19 protein-coding genes are annotated in these 17,611 nt (G+C 46.6%); all 19 read left to right on the top strand.

Translation table 11 applies throughout. From position 1 onward, the window contains the following. Nucleotides 1–303: a flagellar rod protein FlaI gene (locus tag L4C35_RS03835; RefSeq protein ID WP_428461636.1), complete on the top strand. Its 303-nt coding sequence runs from the start codon at nt 1–3 to the stop codon at nt 301–303. A gap of 17 nt (nt 304–320) precedes the next feature. Then, a complete protein-coding gene (gene fliS / locus L4C35_RS03840) occupies nt 321–725 on the top strand; it encodes a flagellar export chaperone FliS (RefSeq protein WP_048899788.1) in 405 nt (134 codons plus the stop codon). A 174-nt stretch (nt 726–899) separates the two neighbouring features. Beyond that, complete coding sequence (locus L4C35_RS03845; RefSeq protein ID WP_428461637.1) at nt 900–2,360, top strand: sigma-54 dependent transcriptional regulator; 1,461 nt, start codon at nt 900–902, stop codon at nt 2,358–2,360. 149 nt (nt 2,361–2,509) lie between these two features. Beyond that, nucleotides 2,510–3,580, top strand: coding sequence for a sensor histidine kinase (locus L4C35_RS03850; RefSeq protein WP_428461638.1), 1,071 nt, complete (start codon nt 2,510–2,512; stop codon nt 3,578–3,580). Then, the gene (locus L4C35_RS03855; protein WP_428461639.1) at nt 3,581–4,993 is read left to right on the top strand and encodes a sigma-54-dependent transcriptional regulator; all 1,413 of its coding nucleotides are present in this window, start codon (nt 3,581–3,583) and stop codon (nt 4,991–4,993) included. A gap of 179 nt (nt 4,994–5,172) precedes the next feature. After that, on the top strand, nt 5,173–5,484 hold the full coding sequence (gene fliE / locus L4C35_RS03860) for a flagellar hook-basal body complex protein FliE (RefSeq protein ID WP_048899767.1): 312 nt from the start codon (nt 5,173–5,175) through the stop codon (nt 5,482–5,484). 15 nt (nt 5,485–5,499) lie between these two features. Further along, a complete protein-coding gene (fliF, locus tag L4C35_RS03865) occupies nt 5,500–7,251 on the top strand; it encodes a flagellar basal-body MS-ring/collar protein FliF (RefSeq protein ID WP_428461640.1) in 1,752 nt (583 codons plus the stop codon). Further along, the gene (fliG, locus tag L4C35_RS03870) at nt 7,244–8,284 is read left to right on the top strand and encodes a flagellar motor switch protein FliG (protein WP_107302326.1); all 1,041 of its coding nucleotides are present in this window, start codon (nt 7,244–7,246) and stop codon (nt 8,282–8,284) included. The genes fliF and fliG overlap by 8 nt, the downstream gene beginning before the upstream one ends. Before the next feature lie 86 nt (nt 8,285–8,370). Continuing rightward, nucleotides 8,371–9,168, top strand: coding sequence for a flagellar assembly protein FliH (gene fliH, locus L4C35_RS03875; protein ID WP_428461641.1), 798 nt, complete (start codon nt 8,371–8,373; stop codon nt 9,166–9,168). Between the two features lie 164 nt (nt 9,169–9,332). Beyond that, complete coding sequence (gene fliI, locus L4C35_RS03880; protein WP_428461950.1) at nt 9,333–10,688, top strand: flagellar protein export ATPase FliI; 1,356 nt, start codon at nt 9,333–9,335, stop codon at nt 10,686–10,688. Between the two features lie 18 nt (nt 10,689–10,706). Further along, nucleotides 10,707–11,150 carry a flagellar export protein FliJ gene (gene fliJ / locus L4C35_RS03885; RefSeq protein WP_428461642.1) on the top strand — a complete coding sequence of 148 codons (444 nt, stop codon included), beginning with the start codon at nt 10,707–10,709 and terminating at the stop codon, nt 11,148–11,150. A gap of 110 nt (nt 11,151–11,260) precedes the next feature. Continuing rightward, complete coding sequence (locus L4C35_RS03890) at nt 11,261–13,228, top strand: flagellar hook-length control protein FliK (RefSeq protein ID WP_428461643.1); 1,968 nt, start codon at nt 11,261–11,263, stop codon at nt 13,226–13,228. A gap of 66 nt (nt 13,229–13,294) precedes the next feature. Beyond that, nucleotides 13,295–13,783, top strand: coding sequence for a flagellar basal body-associated protein FliL (gene fliL / locus L4C35_RS03895; RefSeq protein WP_428461644.1), 489 nt, complete (start codon nt 13,295–13,297; stop codon nt 13,781–13,783). A gap of 7 nt (nt 13,784–13,790) precedes the next feature. Continuing rightward, complete coding sequence (fliM, locus tag L4C35_RS03900; RefSeq protein WP_428461645.1) at nt 13,791–14,837, top strand: flagellar motor switch protein FliM; 1,047 nt, start codon at nt 13,791–13,793, stop codon at nt 14,835–14,837. 14 nt (nt 14,838–14,851) lie between these two features. After that, complete coding sequence (gene fliN, locus L4C35_RS03905) at nt 14,852–15,241, top strand: flagellar motor switch protein FliN (RefSeq protein ID WP_048899774.1); 390 nt, start codon at nt 14,852–14,854, stop codon at nt 15,239–15,241. A 21-nt stretch (nt 15,242–15,262) separates the two neighbouring features. Beyond that, nucleotides 15,263–15,667 (top strand): flagellar biosynthetic protein FliO, encoded by a 405-nt coding sequence (fliO, locus tag L4C35_RS03910; RefSeq protein ID WP_428461646.1) that lies wholly within the window; start codon nt 15,263–15,265, stop codon nt 15,665–15,667. Beyond that, the gene (fliP, locus tag L4C35_RS03915) at nt 15,664–16,497 is read left to right on the top strand and encodes a flagellar type III secretion system pore protein FliP (RefSeq protein WP_428461647.1); all 834 of its coding nucleotides are present in this window, start codon (nt 15,664–15,666) and stop codon (nt 16,495–16,497) included. Before fliO ends, fliP begins: the two co-directional genes overlap by 4 nt. Nucleotides 16,498–16,514: 17 nt before the next feature. Continuing rightward, the gene (fliQ, locus tag L4C35_RS03920) at nt 16,515–16,784 is read left to right on the top strand and encodes a flagellar biosynthesis protein FliQ (protein WP_048899775.1); all 270 of its coding nucleotides are present in this window, start codon (nt 16,515–16,517) and stop codon (nt 16,782–16,784) included. A 34-nt stretch (nt 16,785–16,818) separates the two neighbouring features. Then, entirely contained in the window at nt 16,819–17,601 is a 783-nt protein-coding gene (fliR, locus tag L4C35_RS03925; protein WP_428461648.1) for a flagellar biosynthetic protein FliR, read from the top strand. The last annotated feature ends 10 nt before the right edge of the window (nt 17,602–17,611 follow it).

Raw genomic sequence — 17,611 nt, forward strand, 5'->3', positions numbered from 1 at the left:
ATGCAGCGATTAGATCAACTCGATGAACAGTTAGCCGCCTTATTGGCAACACATACCGAGCCGGCAACGGACACAGAGGTTGATTCTGAGCAGCTGCAGCAGTTATTACAGCAACGTGAAGTGTTGCTACAAGAATTAATGGCGCACCCTGAACGGCTCAATAAGCCGCAATGGCAAGCTGCCGTAGAAAGAACATCGTTGTTGCTTGAGCTGATCCGTCAACACAGAGACAGATCCGCAGATCAATTAAAGCGATTACAGCACGGGCAGCGCTCGATGCAGATTTATAATAAATTTCGTTAAGGTAAGTAATCATGGCAATGAGAGGCTCTCTTCAGGCTTATAAACGTGTATCCGTTGATAGCCAACTAACATCAGCAACACCACACCGTGTGGTGCAAATGTTAATGGCTGGTGCTATTGAGCGTTTGATTCAAGGTAAAGCAGCAATGCAACAGGGGTCTATCGCTGTAAAAGGTGAGCGCCTAGGTAAGGCAATGGACATCGTAATTAGCCTACGTGGTTGTTTATCAATGGAAGATGGTGGTGAGATTGCTACGAATCTTGATTCATTATATGACTTTATGATTCATCAAATTTCAACAGCTAATCAGAATAATGAGCCAGAGAAGCTGGATGACGTTGTTGATATCCTTCGTGAAATCAAATCGGCATGGGATCAGATCCCAACTGAATTCCATTCAATGACACAGCTTGATATTTAAGCAATCACCTCGCAAAATCACGTCTGGTTTGTACTGGGGTCACAGGTTTTTGCCGTCCCCAGTTGCCATCTGCTGTGCTTTTATTACAATAGACAGTTATGAATTTTGGTAGCTGTTCCTTTTTTAGAATAGGCCACAAAATAAACCCCCTCATAAAGGCAGGCAGTTAGACCTATGCAAGGCTTAGCTAAAACTCTCGTTATTGATGACGATTTGCAGCACCGACATGACTTAAGTGTCATTTTAAATTTTGTGGGTGAACAGCATGAAGCCGTCTCAACAGGTGAAGTGCACAGTTCACTATTAGATCAAGCCTGGGGAGCGTGTTTACTTGGTAAAATTAGCTCACCAACAGCATTGACCAAGATTTTGGATTTTCTTCAGATTCATCATCACATACCCGTGATCGCGTTATCGACACATGATAGCGAAGTTGCTGGTCTCTCAAACTATGTGGGTGAACTTGAGCTACCGCTTCATTATCCTCAGCTGACGGATGCTTTACGTCATTGCCAAGAGTTTCTTGGTAAGCGTAGCTTTCATGTACCTCAGTTGGGTCGAAAAAATACATTATTCCGTAGCATGGTTGGTCGCAGTGATAGCATCAGCCAAGTTCGTCATCTGACTGAGCAAGTTTCAGCCACAGATGCGAGTGTTTTGATCTTGGGTGAGTCAGGTACTGGCAAAGAGGTAGTGGCACGTAATATCCACTATCACTCATCACGCGGCAAAGGACCATTTGTACCGGTAAACTGTGGTGCGATCCCACCTGACTTGCTAGAGAGCGAGTTGTTTGGCCATGAAAAGGGCGCATTTACAGGTGCGATTGCTTCGCGTAAAGGTCGTTTTGAGCTAGCGGATGGCGGTACTTTATTCCTTGATGAGATTGGCGACATGCCAATGTCGATGCAAGTGAAGTTATTACGTGTGCTACAAGAGCGCAGCTTTGAACGTGTTGGTGGTAATCAAACCATTAAAGTCAATGTTCGTATTGTAGCGGCGACACACCGTAATTTAGACGAAATGATCACCGAAAATAAATTCCGTGAAGATCTGTATTACCGTCTAAACGTATTCCCAATTGAAATGCCAGCATTGCGTGAACGTATTGAAGATACGCCACTCTTGTTACAAGAACTGCTTGCGCGTATGGAAGCGGAAGGGGCGAAGCCAATTCACTTCACGCCACGTGCGATTAATTCTTTAATGGAGCATGATTGGCCGGGTAATGTGCGTGAGCTAGCGAACTTGGTTGAGCGTTTAATTATTTTATACCCAGGTGAGATGGTTGACGTAAACCACTTGCCAATGAAGTACCGTTATAGCGAATTACCAGACTTCCAACCAGAAGAGAGTAATTTCTTATCGGTAGAAGATCAGGAACGCGCGGCACTGGCCGACATGTTTGCATCATCATTTGAAGATGAGACTCTCGACGAAAATTCAGGATTTAATGACCTACCACCAGAAGGCGTTAACCTGAAAGAGATGTTAGCAGAACTTGAAATTGACATGATACGTCAAGCGCTTGACGCTCAGGGTGCTGTGGTTGCACGTGCGGCTGACATGTTGGGCATGCGACGCACAACACTTGTCGAAAAAATGCGCAAATATGGTTTAAACAAGGCAAGCTAATCGCGTTACAATAAGGTGCGTCATTTTTATGGCGCACTTTAACTCCTACCTATCAAGCTCAATTCATTGAAAATCAACGTTTTTTATTGGCACGAAATATGCTTAATAGGGTTAAGTGTTAGATTATTTCGAGCTAAATCAAATTACGTATGGATCAACAAGAATCACCACTCGGCTCTTTGAGTCAACAGATCAGTCGCTATAAGCAAGTTTTAGATGTTTTGCCTGCTGGTGTGATCTTGTTAGACCCTATGGGATGTGTTTGTGAAGCCAACCCTGAAGCACAACGTTTATTAGATACTCCATTAGCTGGCGAACGCTGGTTTGATGTGATACAACGTGCGTTTTCACCGAAAGAAGATGACGGCCATGAAGTGTCTTTACGAAATGGGCGTAAAGTAAAGTTAGCTATTTCAGCTTCTGATGCTGGTCAGCTTATTTTGATCACCGATATGACAGAAACACGTCTGCTGCAATCACGCATTGGCGATATGCAGCGGATGTCGTCGCTAGGCCGTATGGTTGCATCGTTGGCTCACCAAGTACGAACGCCGTTATCGAGCGCCATGCTTTACGCATCAAATCTGTCATCGCCGAATTTGAATGAACAAACCCGCGAACGTTTTCAGACTAAGCTGGTCGATCGGCTGCACGATCTTGAAAAGCAAGTGAATGACATGCTGTTGTTTGCAAAAGGTGGCGACAATAAAGTTGTCGCCCCGTTTACGTTAGAGGCCTTGCTCAATGAACTTGAGCCTATGGTTGAAGCTCAGGTACTTGCTCAGAAGATTGATTTTAGTATCGAGTGCGATGATGAAAGCCTCATGATTTTAGGTAACGCCAATGCGCTTGCGAGTGCATTAAGTAACCTGCTCACTAATGCCATCCAAATTGCAGGAAAAGGTAGCCAAGTTTCTTTGGTATGCCGCGCCAACCAAGATCAAATTCACCTGAGCGTGATTGATAATGGCCCTGGTATTGCACCAGATATGCAAGCCAAAATTTTAGAGCCTTTTTTCACCACTCGTCAGCAAGGCACTGGCCTTGGGCTTGCGGTTGTTCAAATGGTGACTAAAGCACATAAAGGTCGTTTGTCCTTAGTCTCAAAGGAAGGACAGGGGGCTTGTTTTACTGTTTCATTGCCAATGGCAGATGCTGTCGCCACAGAGAGTGACCTTGTTGCTCAGTATGCTGAAAATACCCCAATGGGAGAACTATAAATGAACACAAGCCGAGTCTTAGTTGTAGAAGATGATGAAGGTCTGCGTGAAGCACTTGTTGATACCTTGGCCCTTGCTGGCTACCAATGGGTAGAGGCGGACAGTGCAGAGCAAGCACTTTTGTTATTGAAATCTGAGTCGGTCGATATTGTGGTTTCAGATGTTCAGATGGCAGGCATGGACGGTTTAGGCTTACTGCGCAATATTAAACAACATTGGCCAAAGATCCCCGTCCTGTTAATGACGGCGTACGCCAATATTGAAGATGCAGTGGCAGCAATGAAAGAAGGGGCTATTGATTATATGGCCAAGCCATTTGCGCCTGAAGTACTACTGAATATGGTTAGCCGCTATGCACCTGTTAAAACGGAAAGCAGTCATGCGATAGCAGCAGATGAAAGAAGTTTAAAATTATTGGCTCTAGCCGATAAAGTGGCGAAAACCGATGCTAGCGTGATGGTCCTAGGCCCGAGTGGATCGGGTAAAGAAGTGATGTCTCGTTATATTCATCAACAGTCTCACCGCAATACCAAGCCGTTTGTTGCCATTAACTGTGCTGCTATTCCTGATAACATGCTGGAAGCCACCTTATTTGGTTACGAGAAAGGGGCGTTCACGGGGGCGATTCAAGCGTGTCCAGGTAAGTTTGAGCAGGCACAAGGTGGGACGATTTTGCTGGATGAAATCAGTGAAATGGATCTCAACCTTCAAGCTAAGCTACTGCGGGTATTACAAGAGCGTGAAGTTGAACGTTTAGGTAGTCGTAAAAGTATTAAACTCGATGTGCGTGTACTCGCAACCAGTAACCGTGATTTAAAACAGTATGTGTCTGAAGGCAATTTCCGAGAAGACTTGTACTACCGATTGAATGTATTCCCATTAGTATGGCCTTCTTTATCTGAGCGCCCAGGGGATATTTTACCTTTAGCAACACACCTACTTGAACGCCATAGTGTCAAACAAGGGACTGCTGTCCCTAGCCTGACAGCACAAGCTCAGCAAAAGCTGCTTGGCTATCAGTGGCCTGGTAATGTACGAGAGCTCGATAATGTTATCCAGCGCGCCATGATTTTAGCGAATGGTCCGAACATTGATGCTGATGCCATTTTACTCGAAAGTTTAGACTGGCTTGATGCATGCAGTATTCAACCAGCATACGATAGCGAAATTGCACCTAGGGTTAGTCCTGTTGCCCAAGCTTTACCTGACAGTGGTGTTGCGAGTTCTGCCAATAATGGCCGCGAAGGGTTGGGAAATGAATTACGAGAACAAGAGTTTGCGATTATTCTCGACACGATTCATGCCTGTGAAGGTCGCCGAAAAGAGGTGGCAGAGCAGTTGGGCATAAGCCCGCGAACCTTGCGCTATAAATTGGCAAAAATGCGCGATGCAGGTATCGAAATTCCATTGTAATGGCTGCTGACTAAACGAAGCAGACATAATAGCGTCGAGTTTGCCGTTTTATTGCCTGAAATAGAGTGCTAATAAATCTCTCTGTCAATATAATGGCAAACCGAATCAATATAATTACTACTCTCTCATTACCGTAATGTGCTTGGATGTACATTAATGGGGGGGCCATGAGGTAGCGAATGAAAATCAGTGGTCTTCAATCTGAAATGCAAACCATGGCATTAGAAGCGCAGAACACAACACGTCCTGCCACGGCTCAGCAAGTGAATGCTGATTTTGGTGATTTACTTGGCAATGCCATTAAATCGGTGAACCAATTGCAGGGCGAGTCTAGTGCGCTACAAACACGTTTTGATCAAGGTGATCGCAGCGTTAGCCTTTCCGATGTGATGATAGCCCGTAATAAATCCAGTGTTGCTTTTGAAGCAACCGTACAAGTACGTAACAAGCTGGTCGAAACATACAAAGAAATGATGAACATGCCAGTTTAATTCGGGAATTAATTCGTGTCTGAACAATCACAAAATCACGATTTGGCTATCGCGGGTGACAGCAGCTCAGCGGTCGTTTCAGCAGATGGTGATCTTGAACTACAAAATCCAGATTTAGAAGCGAAAAGTGCTTCCAAGGTTGACGGCTTACTCGGCAACCTCGATTTGCTACGTCAAGTGATCCTTGTCTTATCAGTCGCGATTTGCGTTTCGCTGATTGTGATGGTCGTGATGTGGATCAAAGAGCCTGAAATGCGCCCATTAGGGACGTATCAGACTGAAGAATTGATCCCTATTCTTGATCACTTTGACCAAAAGAAAATTGCTTACGTGCTTGATGGCAATACGATTCGGGTACAAAGCGATAAATATGCTTCTGTTAAGCTTGAATTAACGCGCGCAGGCCTCAATAACTCGGTAGCGGAAGGCGATGATATCTTACTACAGGATATGGGCTTTGGTGTTTCGCAGCGCTTAGAGCAAGAACGATTGAAGTTAAGTCGTGAACGGCAATTAGCACGCGCGATTGAGCAAATTCGCCATGTCCGTAAAGCGCAAATTTTACTCGCGATGCCCAAACAGAGTGTGTTTGTGCGCCATAACCAAGAGGCGACAGCAACGGTCTTTTTGACCTTGTCATCCAATACCACACTTGGCCAGCAAGAAGTTGACTCGATTGTCGACATGGTAGCAACCGCCGTGCCTAGCCTGAAGCCAACTCGCGTGACAGTTACGGATCAGCATGGTCGCTTGCTGAGCTCTGGTACCGAAGACCCATCGGCCACCGCCAAACGTAAAGAATACGAGTATGAGCGCAAGCAAGAGAAAGCCTTGCGCGAGAAGATTGATTCCATCTTGATCCCTGTATTGGGCTTGGGCAATTACACCTCGCAAGTTGATGTGTCGATGGACTTTAGTGCGGTAGAAGAAACCCGCAAAAAGTTCGACCCATCAACGCCATCAACGCGAAGTGAGTACACCCTAGAAGATTACAACAACGGTAATATTGTGGCGGGAATCCCAGGGGCATTGAGTAATCAGCCACCTGCTGATGCTTCGATTCCACAAGATATCCGTGACTTGCAAAGTGGTAATGGTTCAAACAACGGCAAAGTACACCGCGAAGCGACACGTAACTTTGAATTGGATACGACTATCAGCCACAAGCGCGCCCAAACAGGTGTGATTAGCCGCCAAACAGTATCTGTTGCGGTGGATTATAAGCAAGTTACTAACCCTGAAACTGGTGAAGTAACCCGTGTGCCTGTAAGTGAAGCTGAATTGGCGAAAATTCGTCGCTTGCTGATGGGTGGGGTGGGCTTTGCAGACTACCGTGGCGATATGTTAGAGGTTATCTCCGTTCCCTTTGCATTGCCTGAAGAGCCTGTATTAGCTGACTTGCCAATTTGGGAGCATGAAAACTTTAATACTTGGGTACGTTGGCTAGCGGCAGCACTGGTGATCATAGTGGTCTTGATGACCTTAGTGCGTCCTGCCATGCGTAAACTTCTATACCCGAACCAAGCCGAAGATGGCACCCCATTAGATGAAAATGGCCTACCTATGGTCAGTGGTGATGGTGATGGCCTTGGCCTAATCGGTTCTGATTTAGATGGCAGCGACGGCTTTGACCTGAGTAGTAGTGGATTAGATTTACCGAACTTACATAAAGATGAAGACTTACTAAAAGCTGTGCGTGCCTTGGTTGCTAATGAGCCAGATCTCGCCGCGCAAGTTGTGAAAACATGGGTAAATGAAGATGGCTGATGACGTTGAAAAAATAGAAGAAAAAAAGTTTGATGTAACCAGCTTATCAGGCACAGAAAAAGCCGCGATTTTATTACTGAGCTTAAGCGAGCAAGACGCTGCCAGTATCATTCGTCACTTTGAACCGAAACAGGTACAACGTGTCGGTGGCATCATGGCGAGCATGAATGATTTAAGCCAAGAAAAACTGTCGGCGGTTCACCGTAATTTTCTGGAAGATATTCAGAAATACACCAGTATTGGTATGGGCAGTGAGGACTTCGTCCGTAATGCCTTAGTGGCTGCATTAGGTGAAGATAAAGCCAATAACTTGGTGGATCAGATCCTAATGGGCAGCGGCTCTCGAGGCTTAGATTCATTGAAATGGATGGATCCTCGTCAGGTTGCCAGTATCATTTTGAACGAGCACCCACAGATCCAAACTATCGTTTTGTCGTACTTAGAGCCTGAGCAGTCGGCTGAAATCTTAGCCCAGTTCCCAGAGCGTGTACGTCTTGATCTTATGATGCGTATTGCCAACCTTGAAGAAGTTCAGCCCGCGGCATTGCACGAGCTTAACGATATCATGGAGAAACAGTTTGCAGGCCAAGCTGGCGCACAAGCAGCCAAAATTGGCGGCCTGAAAGCGGCGGCAGAAATCATGAACTACCTCGACAACAATGTTGAAGGTTTGTTGATGGATCAAATTCGCGATAACGATGAAGACATGGCGACACAAATTCAAGACTTGATGTTTGTGTTTGATAACCTTGCTGAAGTTGATGATCGTGGTATTCAAGCCTTGCTACGTGATGTGCCGCAAGAGCTACTACAAAAAGCGCTTAAAGGGGCTGATGATCTGCTGCGCGATAAGATTTTGCGCAATATGTCGAAGCGTGCGGCTGAAATGCTACAAGATGATCTTGAAGCCATGGGACCTATTCGCGTGGCGGATGTTGAATCTGCCCAGAAAGAAATTCTATCAATTGCTCGTCGTCTCGCCGATGCGGGTGAGTTGATGCTATCTGGCGGTGGTGGTGATGAGTTCTTATAAGCGATGAACAGTAGTCAGCAAAGCGATAGCCAAATTAAAAGTGCCATCATAAGCCTAATCGGTAGTCGACAAGGCGGAGTATCCTTATGAGTACAGATCGCCGTCGTGGTTTTATGCGTGTGTCTGAACATCAGGCACAAGAACTTGAGCGCTGGGCGTTTCCAGATTATGCCGACGAGCAACTCGAGCCTCGAGATAACGCGATTAACTTTGACCCACAATGGGAACCTGAGCCATTAGAACCAGAAGAAGAACCTGGTCCGCCGCCATTAACCGCGGCAGATTTAGATGATATTCGACAGTCCGCCTACGAAGAAGGGCAGGCGGAAGGACGTACTTCTGGTCACAATGAAGGCTTTGATATCGGTAAGCAAGAAGGCCTTGAGGCGGGATTGCTGGAAGGCCGAGAACAAGGTCATGCTGAAGGGTTACAACAGGGCCAAGCTGAAATTGCCGCTCATGTTACTGCCTTGGTAACGCTGGCAGAGCAATTAGCCACGCCACTTCAGCAGCTTGATGGTGAAGTCGAAAAGCAACTTGTTGCGATGGCAACGAGTTTGGCAAAAGAACTTATTCGAGTGGAAGTGCAAACTAACCCTCAAGTGATATTGCAGACGGTACGTGAAGTGATTGCGGAATTGCCGATGGCTGAGCGTACCGTTACGCTACAAGTTCATCCTGATGATCTTGAGATTATTCGTGACGCTTATAGTGAGGAAGATCTTGAAGATCGGCAATGGAAGCTGCAAGCGGAGCCTGCAATGAACCGTGGTGATCTTCATGTCCAATCGGGTGACTCGAGTGTCGGTTTCTTTATGGATGATCGCATTCGCCAGCTACTGCAGCAGTTTCAAGGTGTGAATCAACAACATGGTGGTGAGTAATGTCATCACCATATTCTGAGCCTTCGCTAACGGATGATCCGCAACAACCTTTATCACATCAAGACGATCTGAATACCCAAACACTGAATACTCAAACAGACATCGGTTTACCAGAGGCTTTTCAGGGTACAGAGCCTTCGATGAATGCTGAAATCACGCCAGCTATGCCTGAGCCCGTGTCAGTCACACCTGCGCATGTTTCTCCTAATTTCGCGCAAAAGCTATCTCAGTATCAAACTCAAGGCTTAGCGTCTCGTCCTGTGGCCTCAGGGCGGTTAGTGCGCGTTGTTGGTTTAACATTGGAAGCGATAGGGTGCCGAGCCCCTGTTGGTAGTTTGTGCAAAGTCGAAACCTTAAAAGGTGAAATGGAAGCCGAAGTGGTCGGCTTTTCAGGTGATACCTTATTTTTGATGCCCAGCGAGCAGTTAACTGGGATCATGCCGGGCGCCAAAGTAACCCCCATTACTGAAGCCGCGGGGATCCCGGTTGGCATGGCGCTCCTTGGCCGAGTCATCGATGGCGTGGGTAATCCACTTGATGGCTTGGGTGATATCTTTACCGCAGAGCGTGCAGCGTTTAATGCGGAACCGATTAATCCCTTGTCACGCAAACCGATCAAAGAACCGCTCGATGTGGGCCTTAAAGCCATTAATGGGCTATTAACTGTAGGTAAAGGCCAGCGTATTGGGCTCTTTGCCGGTTCTGGTGTGGGTAAATCGGTGACGCTAGGCATGATGACCCGAGGCACGACAGCGCAGGTCGTTGTGGTTGGCTTGATTGGTGAGCGTGGCCGTGAAGTAAAAGAGTTTATCGATGAGATCCTGGGGCAGGAAGGACGGGCGCGTGCCGTTGTGGTGGCTGCACCAGCCGATGCCTCGCCATTAATGCGTTTAAAAGGCTGTCAAACGGCACTGACGATTGCGGAATACTTTCGCGATCAAGGGCTAGATGTTCTGCTGTTAATGGACTCACTGACCCGCTTTGCACAAGCGCAGCGTGAAATAGCCTTGTCAGTGGGTGAGCCGCCAGCGACCAAAGGTTATCCGCCATCGGTCTTTGCTAAATTGCCAGCCCTCGTGGAACGCGCAGGTAATGGTAATGAAAACCAAGGCTCTATTACGGCCTTTTTTACGGTATTAACCGAAGGCGATGATTTACAAGACCCGATAGCCGATGCATCGCGAGCCATTTTGGATGGTCACATTGTCTTGTCGCGCGAAATGGCTGATGCGGGTCATTATCCTGCAATTGATGTTGAGCGCTCAGTGAGTCGTGTAATGCCGGCGATTGTTGATGACGAGCACATGCTGATGTCGAAAGCGGTGCGACAGGTGCTTTCGATTTGCCGTAAAAATCAGGACTTGGTCTCAATCGGTGCTTATAAGCCAGGAACAGATCCTGCGATTGATCAAGCGTTTGTATTGAAACCCAAGTTGGATATGTATTTACAGCAACAGATGAAAGAGTCTGTGCCGTATCAAATGTGTGTCAATATGCTTAGAAGCACACTCAGCGGGTAATTTTAACGTCGGTTTTTTATGCCAAATAGTGCCTTACAACTTATCCTCGAACGTGCCAAAGAGGATGAACATCAAGCCTCTTTAGCACTTAATAACGCCCGTAATGAGCGTGATAACTACTTGATTCAATTGCAGCAAATTGAACAATACCGACTTGACTATTGTAAGCAGTTGTCTAGTCGCGGTCAGGCCGGTCTGACTGCCAGTAACTATAACCATTTACAGAAATTCTTAACACAGCTTGATGAAACCCTAGCCAAGCAGCGAATGGCTGGTGCGCAATTTGATGAACAAGTTAGTGCCTGTAGCGAGTATTGGCAAGAGATCAGAAAAAAGCGCCGCTCCATCGAATGGTTATTAGAGAAAAAACAAACTGAACGCCAACAGATGCTTGATAAACAAGAGCAAAAAATGATGGATGAATTTTCAACCTTACAATTTGCCCGTCGCCATTTACGCTAATTATACTCACACCATTGAGCTTGCACGCCATGGTATTGGAGCTGTTGGCTTGATTTTTGCATTAATATTACATTCATTGTATTGTGATTTTTTCTTGTTGATGAGTGTTTATGAGCCTGTCTAGCTTAATGCCTTTTAATTTTTCTTCTGCCGCTAAAGCAGCGCCGAATGTTGATAAAACAGCAGCGAAAGGTGTGGAAAGTGGAAGTGGTTTTTCTGAAGAATTACAACAGGCTAGTGCTAGCTCAGACACGTCGTCATCATCATCTTCTGCCGTGAATAAAGCCCCATCACATAGCAGTGACCTCGTATCTGAAGACACTAAACAATCAGTAAATGCCAGTGGCGAGAAAATGACGGCGGAGCAGAGTGAATCTGCTGAGTCTGCTGAGTCTGCTGAGTCTGCTGAGTCTGCTGATCATGACGCTGAGATCGGCATCGCGACTCAACAGGGTGGTTTAGCGCCATCGGATGCTGTGGAGATGAATGATGAAGCTCAACTTGTTTCATCGAGTCAACAAGTTAGCACCATAAATGATAACGAACTTACTTCGAATAAAATCGCCACAAATGAAACGGCTCCTGAGGAAAGTTCGGTTGCTAGCTCGGCTGCAATGGGTCACTCTGCAAATACGGCTATTGCCGATAATCAACAGCAAAGCCAAGCAAAACAACAGACGATGACAGAAGGTGAAGCCTTTTTAAGTCAGATGAATGCGGCAAATAAACAATTGCCAGCGAAAGAGTCCTCAGCGCAGTCTGCAACCAAAGATGCAGATGGCAATTCCTTGCCAGTGGGAGCAGCTTTAGTCGCAAGTCAATCACTCGATGGCACAATGCCAGCGACGACTGCGGCTGATAAAACGGCCATGCAGAGTCCAGTCGATAGCCCTGAATCATTAGCGCATGTTTTTGCAAGCTCTTCTGCTGCGGGTTCCGTAGGAGCGCTTGGTGCGAATGAGGCTCAAGCCTCTGTTTCCAGTGGCGAAGCGGAAGCGGCAATGAATGCCACGGCGTCAGGTGCAACTGAGGCCAGCCAAGCTATTGCTGCGTCTGGTGTTATTGGCGTGGCTGCAGCAAACAATACGCATGTAGACCCTGCTCTTGATGGTATGAGTGACGGTGTTAGTGATGGTGCAACGGAAAACGCGGCAGGCAAAGCAGGCAGTGCCGCTGCATTAGCCAGTAGTACTAACGCGGGGGCTGCAACAACCAGTAATGCGGTAAATAATATTCCGTGGTCATCGAGTGCAGTTACAACGCCAACTGCGATGGATAGTGCAGTTACAACGCCAACTGCGATGGATAGTGCGGGTGCATCAAGTGCTAACGTCATGGGGGGGCTTGCCGTTGGGGCTGGTGTTGCGGCTACAAGTGGTGACGGCACGACAAGTACCGATATTGATTATTCTAACGCAATGCTCGCTGGTGGTGTGGTTGCTGCAACGGATGATCAGCAAGATCCCACTACAAGCACACCCGCGAATGAGTCAGCGGCTGCGACAACCAGTACCGTGACTGCGGGCAGCTTGACCATGCAGCAAGCGGCAAAGGCTGATGCTCTTGCACAAACTCAGACCCCGATTCAGCTGAGCAAAGAGCAAGGCGGCGATGAGCTAGCGGAAAAAGTGAATATCATGATGTCGAAAAACTTAAAGCATGTTGATATTCGGCTAGACCCACCTGAGCTCGGTAAAGTACAAATAAAATTATCGATGAACCAAGATCAAGCATCGATCCAGTTTACTGCCGCCAATGCTCAAACCCGTGAACTGTTGGAACATTCTATGCCACGGTTGCGTGAACTCATGCAGCAGCAAGGTGTGCAATTAGCACAAACATCAGTGCAGCAAGATACTAGCCGTCAGCAAACAGCGGGCCAGTCTTTTATGGGGCAGCAAGGTCAGCAAGCGAATGGGCAAGAAACGGCTAACAGTGGACAACAAGGTGGTACGTCGAGTGGTCATAGCAATGGTAACGGGCAGGGGCAAGGCGAAGGGCACTGGGGTATGAGTGACGGTGAATCGCTAGAAATGTATGCAACACCAGCAAACGATCGTGTCGATTACTATGCTTAAGCACAAAAATACACGACAATAGGCACATTGGATTGGCTTAGGTTTAATAAAGTATAAAGAGGAAGCATGGCAGACGAGTTACAAGAAACGGGCAGCAAGAAAAAGCTCATCATCATTATAGCGGCTGTGGTTGTTCTTTTAATCGGTGGTGGTGCCGCTGCATGGTTTATGATGGGTGATGACACACCCGTAGTGGCTGAATCTACGGATACCACAGCTAAATCGACAAAAACAGAGCCAGCATATTACGTGACTTTGCCACAGCCTTTTATCTTTAATGTGACAGGTGATAAGCGTGATCGCCTAGTTCAAGTTAAAGTGCAATTAATGGTGCGCGGTGACGATAACGAATCAACTGCCAAACAGCATGTTCCTTTGATTGAAAGTACCCTGCTACAAACCTTTGGTGCCGCAACAGTAGAAGAACTACGCACGCCAAATGGCCGCGTGGAACTACGTGAAAAAGCACTGCAATCTGTGCAAGGTGCGCTGCAAAAAGTCTCGGGTCGACAAGTGATCGAGCGTGTTTTATTTACTGGCTTTGTAATGCAATAGGTTCAATGTGAGTGATCTATTAACCCAAGACGAAATTGATGCGCTCTTACACGGTGTTGATGACGTAGAAGATGATGATAACCTCGATGATGGTGGCACCAGTAATGCCACTACTTTCGACTTCTCATCGCAAGATCGTATTGTTCGTGGGCGAATGCCTACGCTTGAATTGATCAACGAACGCTTTGCCCGCCATATGCGTATTAGCCTCTTTAATATGCTACGTAAAACGGCTGAAGTGTCGATCAATGGCGTGCAAATGATCAAGTTTGGTGAATACCAAAATACCTTATACGTCCCAACCAGCCTGAATATGGTGCGCTTTCGTCCTTTGAAAGGTACCGGGCTTATCACCATGGAAGCGCGTTTGGTTTTCATCTTGGTGGAAAACTTCTTTGGTGGTGATGGGCGTTTTCACGCCAAAATCGAAGGCCGTGAATTTACCCCAACCGAGCGTCGTATTGTTCAAATGCTATTGAAGTTAGTGTTTGAAGATTACCGCGAGGCGTGGTCGCCAGTCATGGGGGTCGAGTTTGAATACCTCGACTCTGAAGTAAACCCAACCATGGCCAACATTGTCAGCCCTACTGAAGTGATTGTGGTGAGCTCTTTCCATATTGAAGTCGATGGTGGCGGCGGAGATTTCCACGTGGTGATGCCATATTCGATGGTTGAGCCTATCCGTGAATTGCTAGATGCCGGTGTACAGTCCGACAAAATGGATACCGACGTTCGTTGGAGTAAAGCACTGCGTGATGAAATTATGGATGTACCGGTGAACATGCGGGCTAAGTTGCTCGATGTTGATTTATCACTGCGAGACTTGATGGAACTGCAAACAGGCGATGTCATCCCCATCGATATGCCAGAAGCGGCAACTGTGTTTGTCGAAGATTTACCAACATATCGCGCCAAAATGGGTAAAGCGGGTGACAACGTGGCGCTAAAAATTACCGAAAAACTGAAACGACCAGATATGGTAAAAACTGATCTGGCCTTCCTCGACCGTGATGCATTAGGCACAGCGTTGATGGAAATTAATGATGAAGACTAACGATAGGTGTAATCATGTCGCAAAATGACCAACAAATCGCAGATGATTGGGCAGCAGCGCTTGCTGAACAAGCCGATGACGAAGTACAGGCTGCCCCGCTTGAAGAATTGACCGATGACAGTGCGCCAATCAGTGAAGATGAGCGTCGCAAGCTAGATAGCATCATGGATATTCCCGTGACTATCTCGATGGAAGTGGGCCGTACTCAAATTAGCATTCGTAATCTACTGCAACTGAACCAAGGTTCTGTGGTTGAGTTAGACCGTATTGCAGGTGAATCTTTGGATGTGATGGTTAATGGCACCTTGATTGCACACGGTGAAGTGGTGGTGGTGAATGATAAGTTTGGTATCCGTCTAACGGACGTTATCAGCCAAACTGAGCGTATTAAGAAACTGCGTTAATCTCGTGTATCTATAGAGTAAATGGTCGACCAACAAATGATGAAAAAGCTGCTCCCCCTGTTACTGACTGGTTTCTCTTTGCCAGCAATGGCAGCGCCACCTGAAGTGAATGTCGCGACAACCTTGGCATCACTGCTGCTCGTTATTATGCTGATCTTGGTATTAGCATGGTTATTAAAGCGGTTGCGCTTGCCTGCGATTCAAGGTGATAACAATATGAAAATTGTTAAACAACTGACGGTGGGGCAAAAAGAACGTATTTTGCTGGTTCAAGTGGGTGACGAGCAGTTATTAGTTGGCGTGACACAACATAATATTTCGTTGCTGAATAAGTTGGAACAACCACTACCAGAGCCTGTGGTCACACGTCCTGAATTTGCTACTCAGCTGGGCAAAATATTAAAAAACGACGCTAAAACAAAATGATAAAAAATAGCCTAGTGGCTGCATTGTTGGCAGCGTGCACACTCTTGTTCAGTTTTTCTGCTTTGGCCGAGGTTGAAAACGGCACGGTTAGCGTGACTGAGCAAGCCATGCAAAGTGAGCAAGGTGCCTCCCAAATGGTGGCCAAGCGTAATGGCACAGGGATCCCCGCTTTTTCTGTCAGTGTAAACCCTGATGGGACAGAGGATTACTCCGTTACTTTGCAGATACTGGCTTTGATGACAGCGCTGGGTTTTTTACCCGCCATCATTATTTTGATGACATCCTTTACCCGAATTGTGGTCGTTATGTCGATTCTGCGTCAAGCCATGGGCTTGCAACAAACGCCATCGAATCAGGTGATTATCGGTATTGCCTTATTCATGACGTTTTATGTGATGTCACCGGTGATCGACAAAATAAATACTCAAGCGGTGCAGCCGTATATCAACGAAGAAATTAACGCAGAGCAAGCGTTTACCGCAGCGCAAGATCCGCTGCGCCAGTTCATGTTAAAACAAACCCGTGTTAAAGATCTCGAAAGCTTCGTAAACATGTCGGGCTCATCGGCAACGGATCCGCAAGAAGTGCCGATGACAGTGCTGATCCCTGCGTTTATTACTTCTGAATTGAAAACGGCTTTCCAAATCGGCTTTATGCTGTTTTTGCCTTTTTTGATCATTGACCTGGTGGTTGCTTCGGTCTTGATGGCAATGGGTATGATGATGCTATCACCTATGATTGTCTCTTTGCCGTTTAAGCTGATGTTGTTCGTGCTGGTGGATGGCTGGAACTTAATACTGTCAACGCTAGCGGGCAGTTTTGGCACTTAGCCTTTAGAGGATGGCGCATGACACCTGAAGCGTTTGTCGAAATATTTCAAGATGCACTCTACATGGTACTGATCATGGTGTGCATGATTGTTATTCCCGGCTTATTGGTTGGCTTGATTGTGGCTGTTTTTCAGGCCGCAACCTCGATCAACGAACAAACCTTGAGTTTCTTACCGCGTTTGATTGCGACTCTGCTGGCCTTGATGTTATTTGGTCACGCAATGACAACCATGCTGATGGATTACTTTTACCGCGTGATTGAGCGGATCCCACAGCTGCTCTATTAGTGAATAGACTTATGATGATGGCACCAGCGGGCCGATGAATTACCCATCGGCAATGATCCTTGATTGGATGGCAAATTATTTTTGGCCCTTCATTCGTATCTCATCGATGTTAATGTCGATGACGTTTTTTGGCGCGCGTTTCGTCTCACCCAAAATTCGCCTTTATCTTGCTATTACGATTACCATCGCGGTAATGCCTGCGCTACCTGCTGTTCCACAAGACATTGAAGTGATGTCGTTTCAGGGCTTCTTGATCATTGCTCAACAGGTGATCATTGGCGTTTCTATGGGGTTTGTAACCCAGTTTGTTAGTCAGACCTTTGTTTTACTTGGTCAGATCTTAGGTATGCAATCGAGCTTAGGTTTTGCCTCTATGGTCGATCCTGCCAATGGTCAGAATACCCCAGTGTTGGGTCAGTTATTCATGATGTTTGCTCTGATGTTATTTTTATCAACAGACGGGCACTTAGTGATGCTGCAAATGGTCGTGGTCAGTTTCACAACCTTACCTATCGGTAAAGGCATGTTGGAGGCTGGTGACTATTATCAGCTAGCAGGCTGGTTTGGTCTGATGTTTAAAGCCGCGTTAAACATGGCGCTGGCAGGGATCATTGCCTTAATGACAGTGAACTTATCATTTGGTGTCATGACACGTGCTGCGCCGCAGCTAAACATTTTTGCGTTAGGTTTTTCTTTTGCGTTATTACTGGGCTTACTCATTGCTTGGTTCTTAGTGTTAGGGATGTTGCCACAGTATGAATACCAGTGGCAGCTTGGTGTTGACCAGGTCTGTAGCCTGATCCGTTTAGATTGTTAATCCAGTAGGG

It is taken from the genome of Photobacterium kagoshimensis, from assembly GCF_050337045.1.
GTDB lineage: Bacteria > Pseudomonadota > Gammaproteobacteria > Enterobacterales > Vibrionaceae > Photobacterium > Photobacterium kagoshimensis.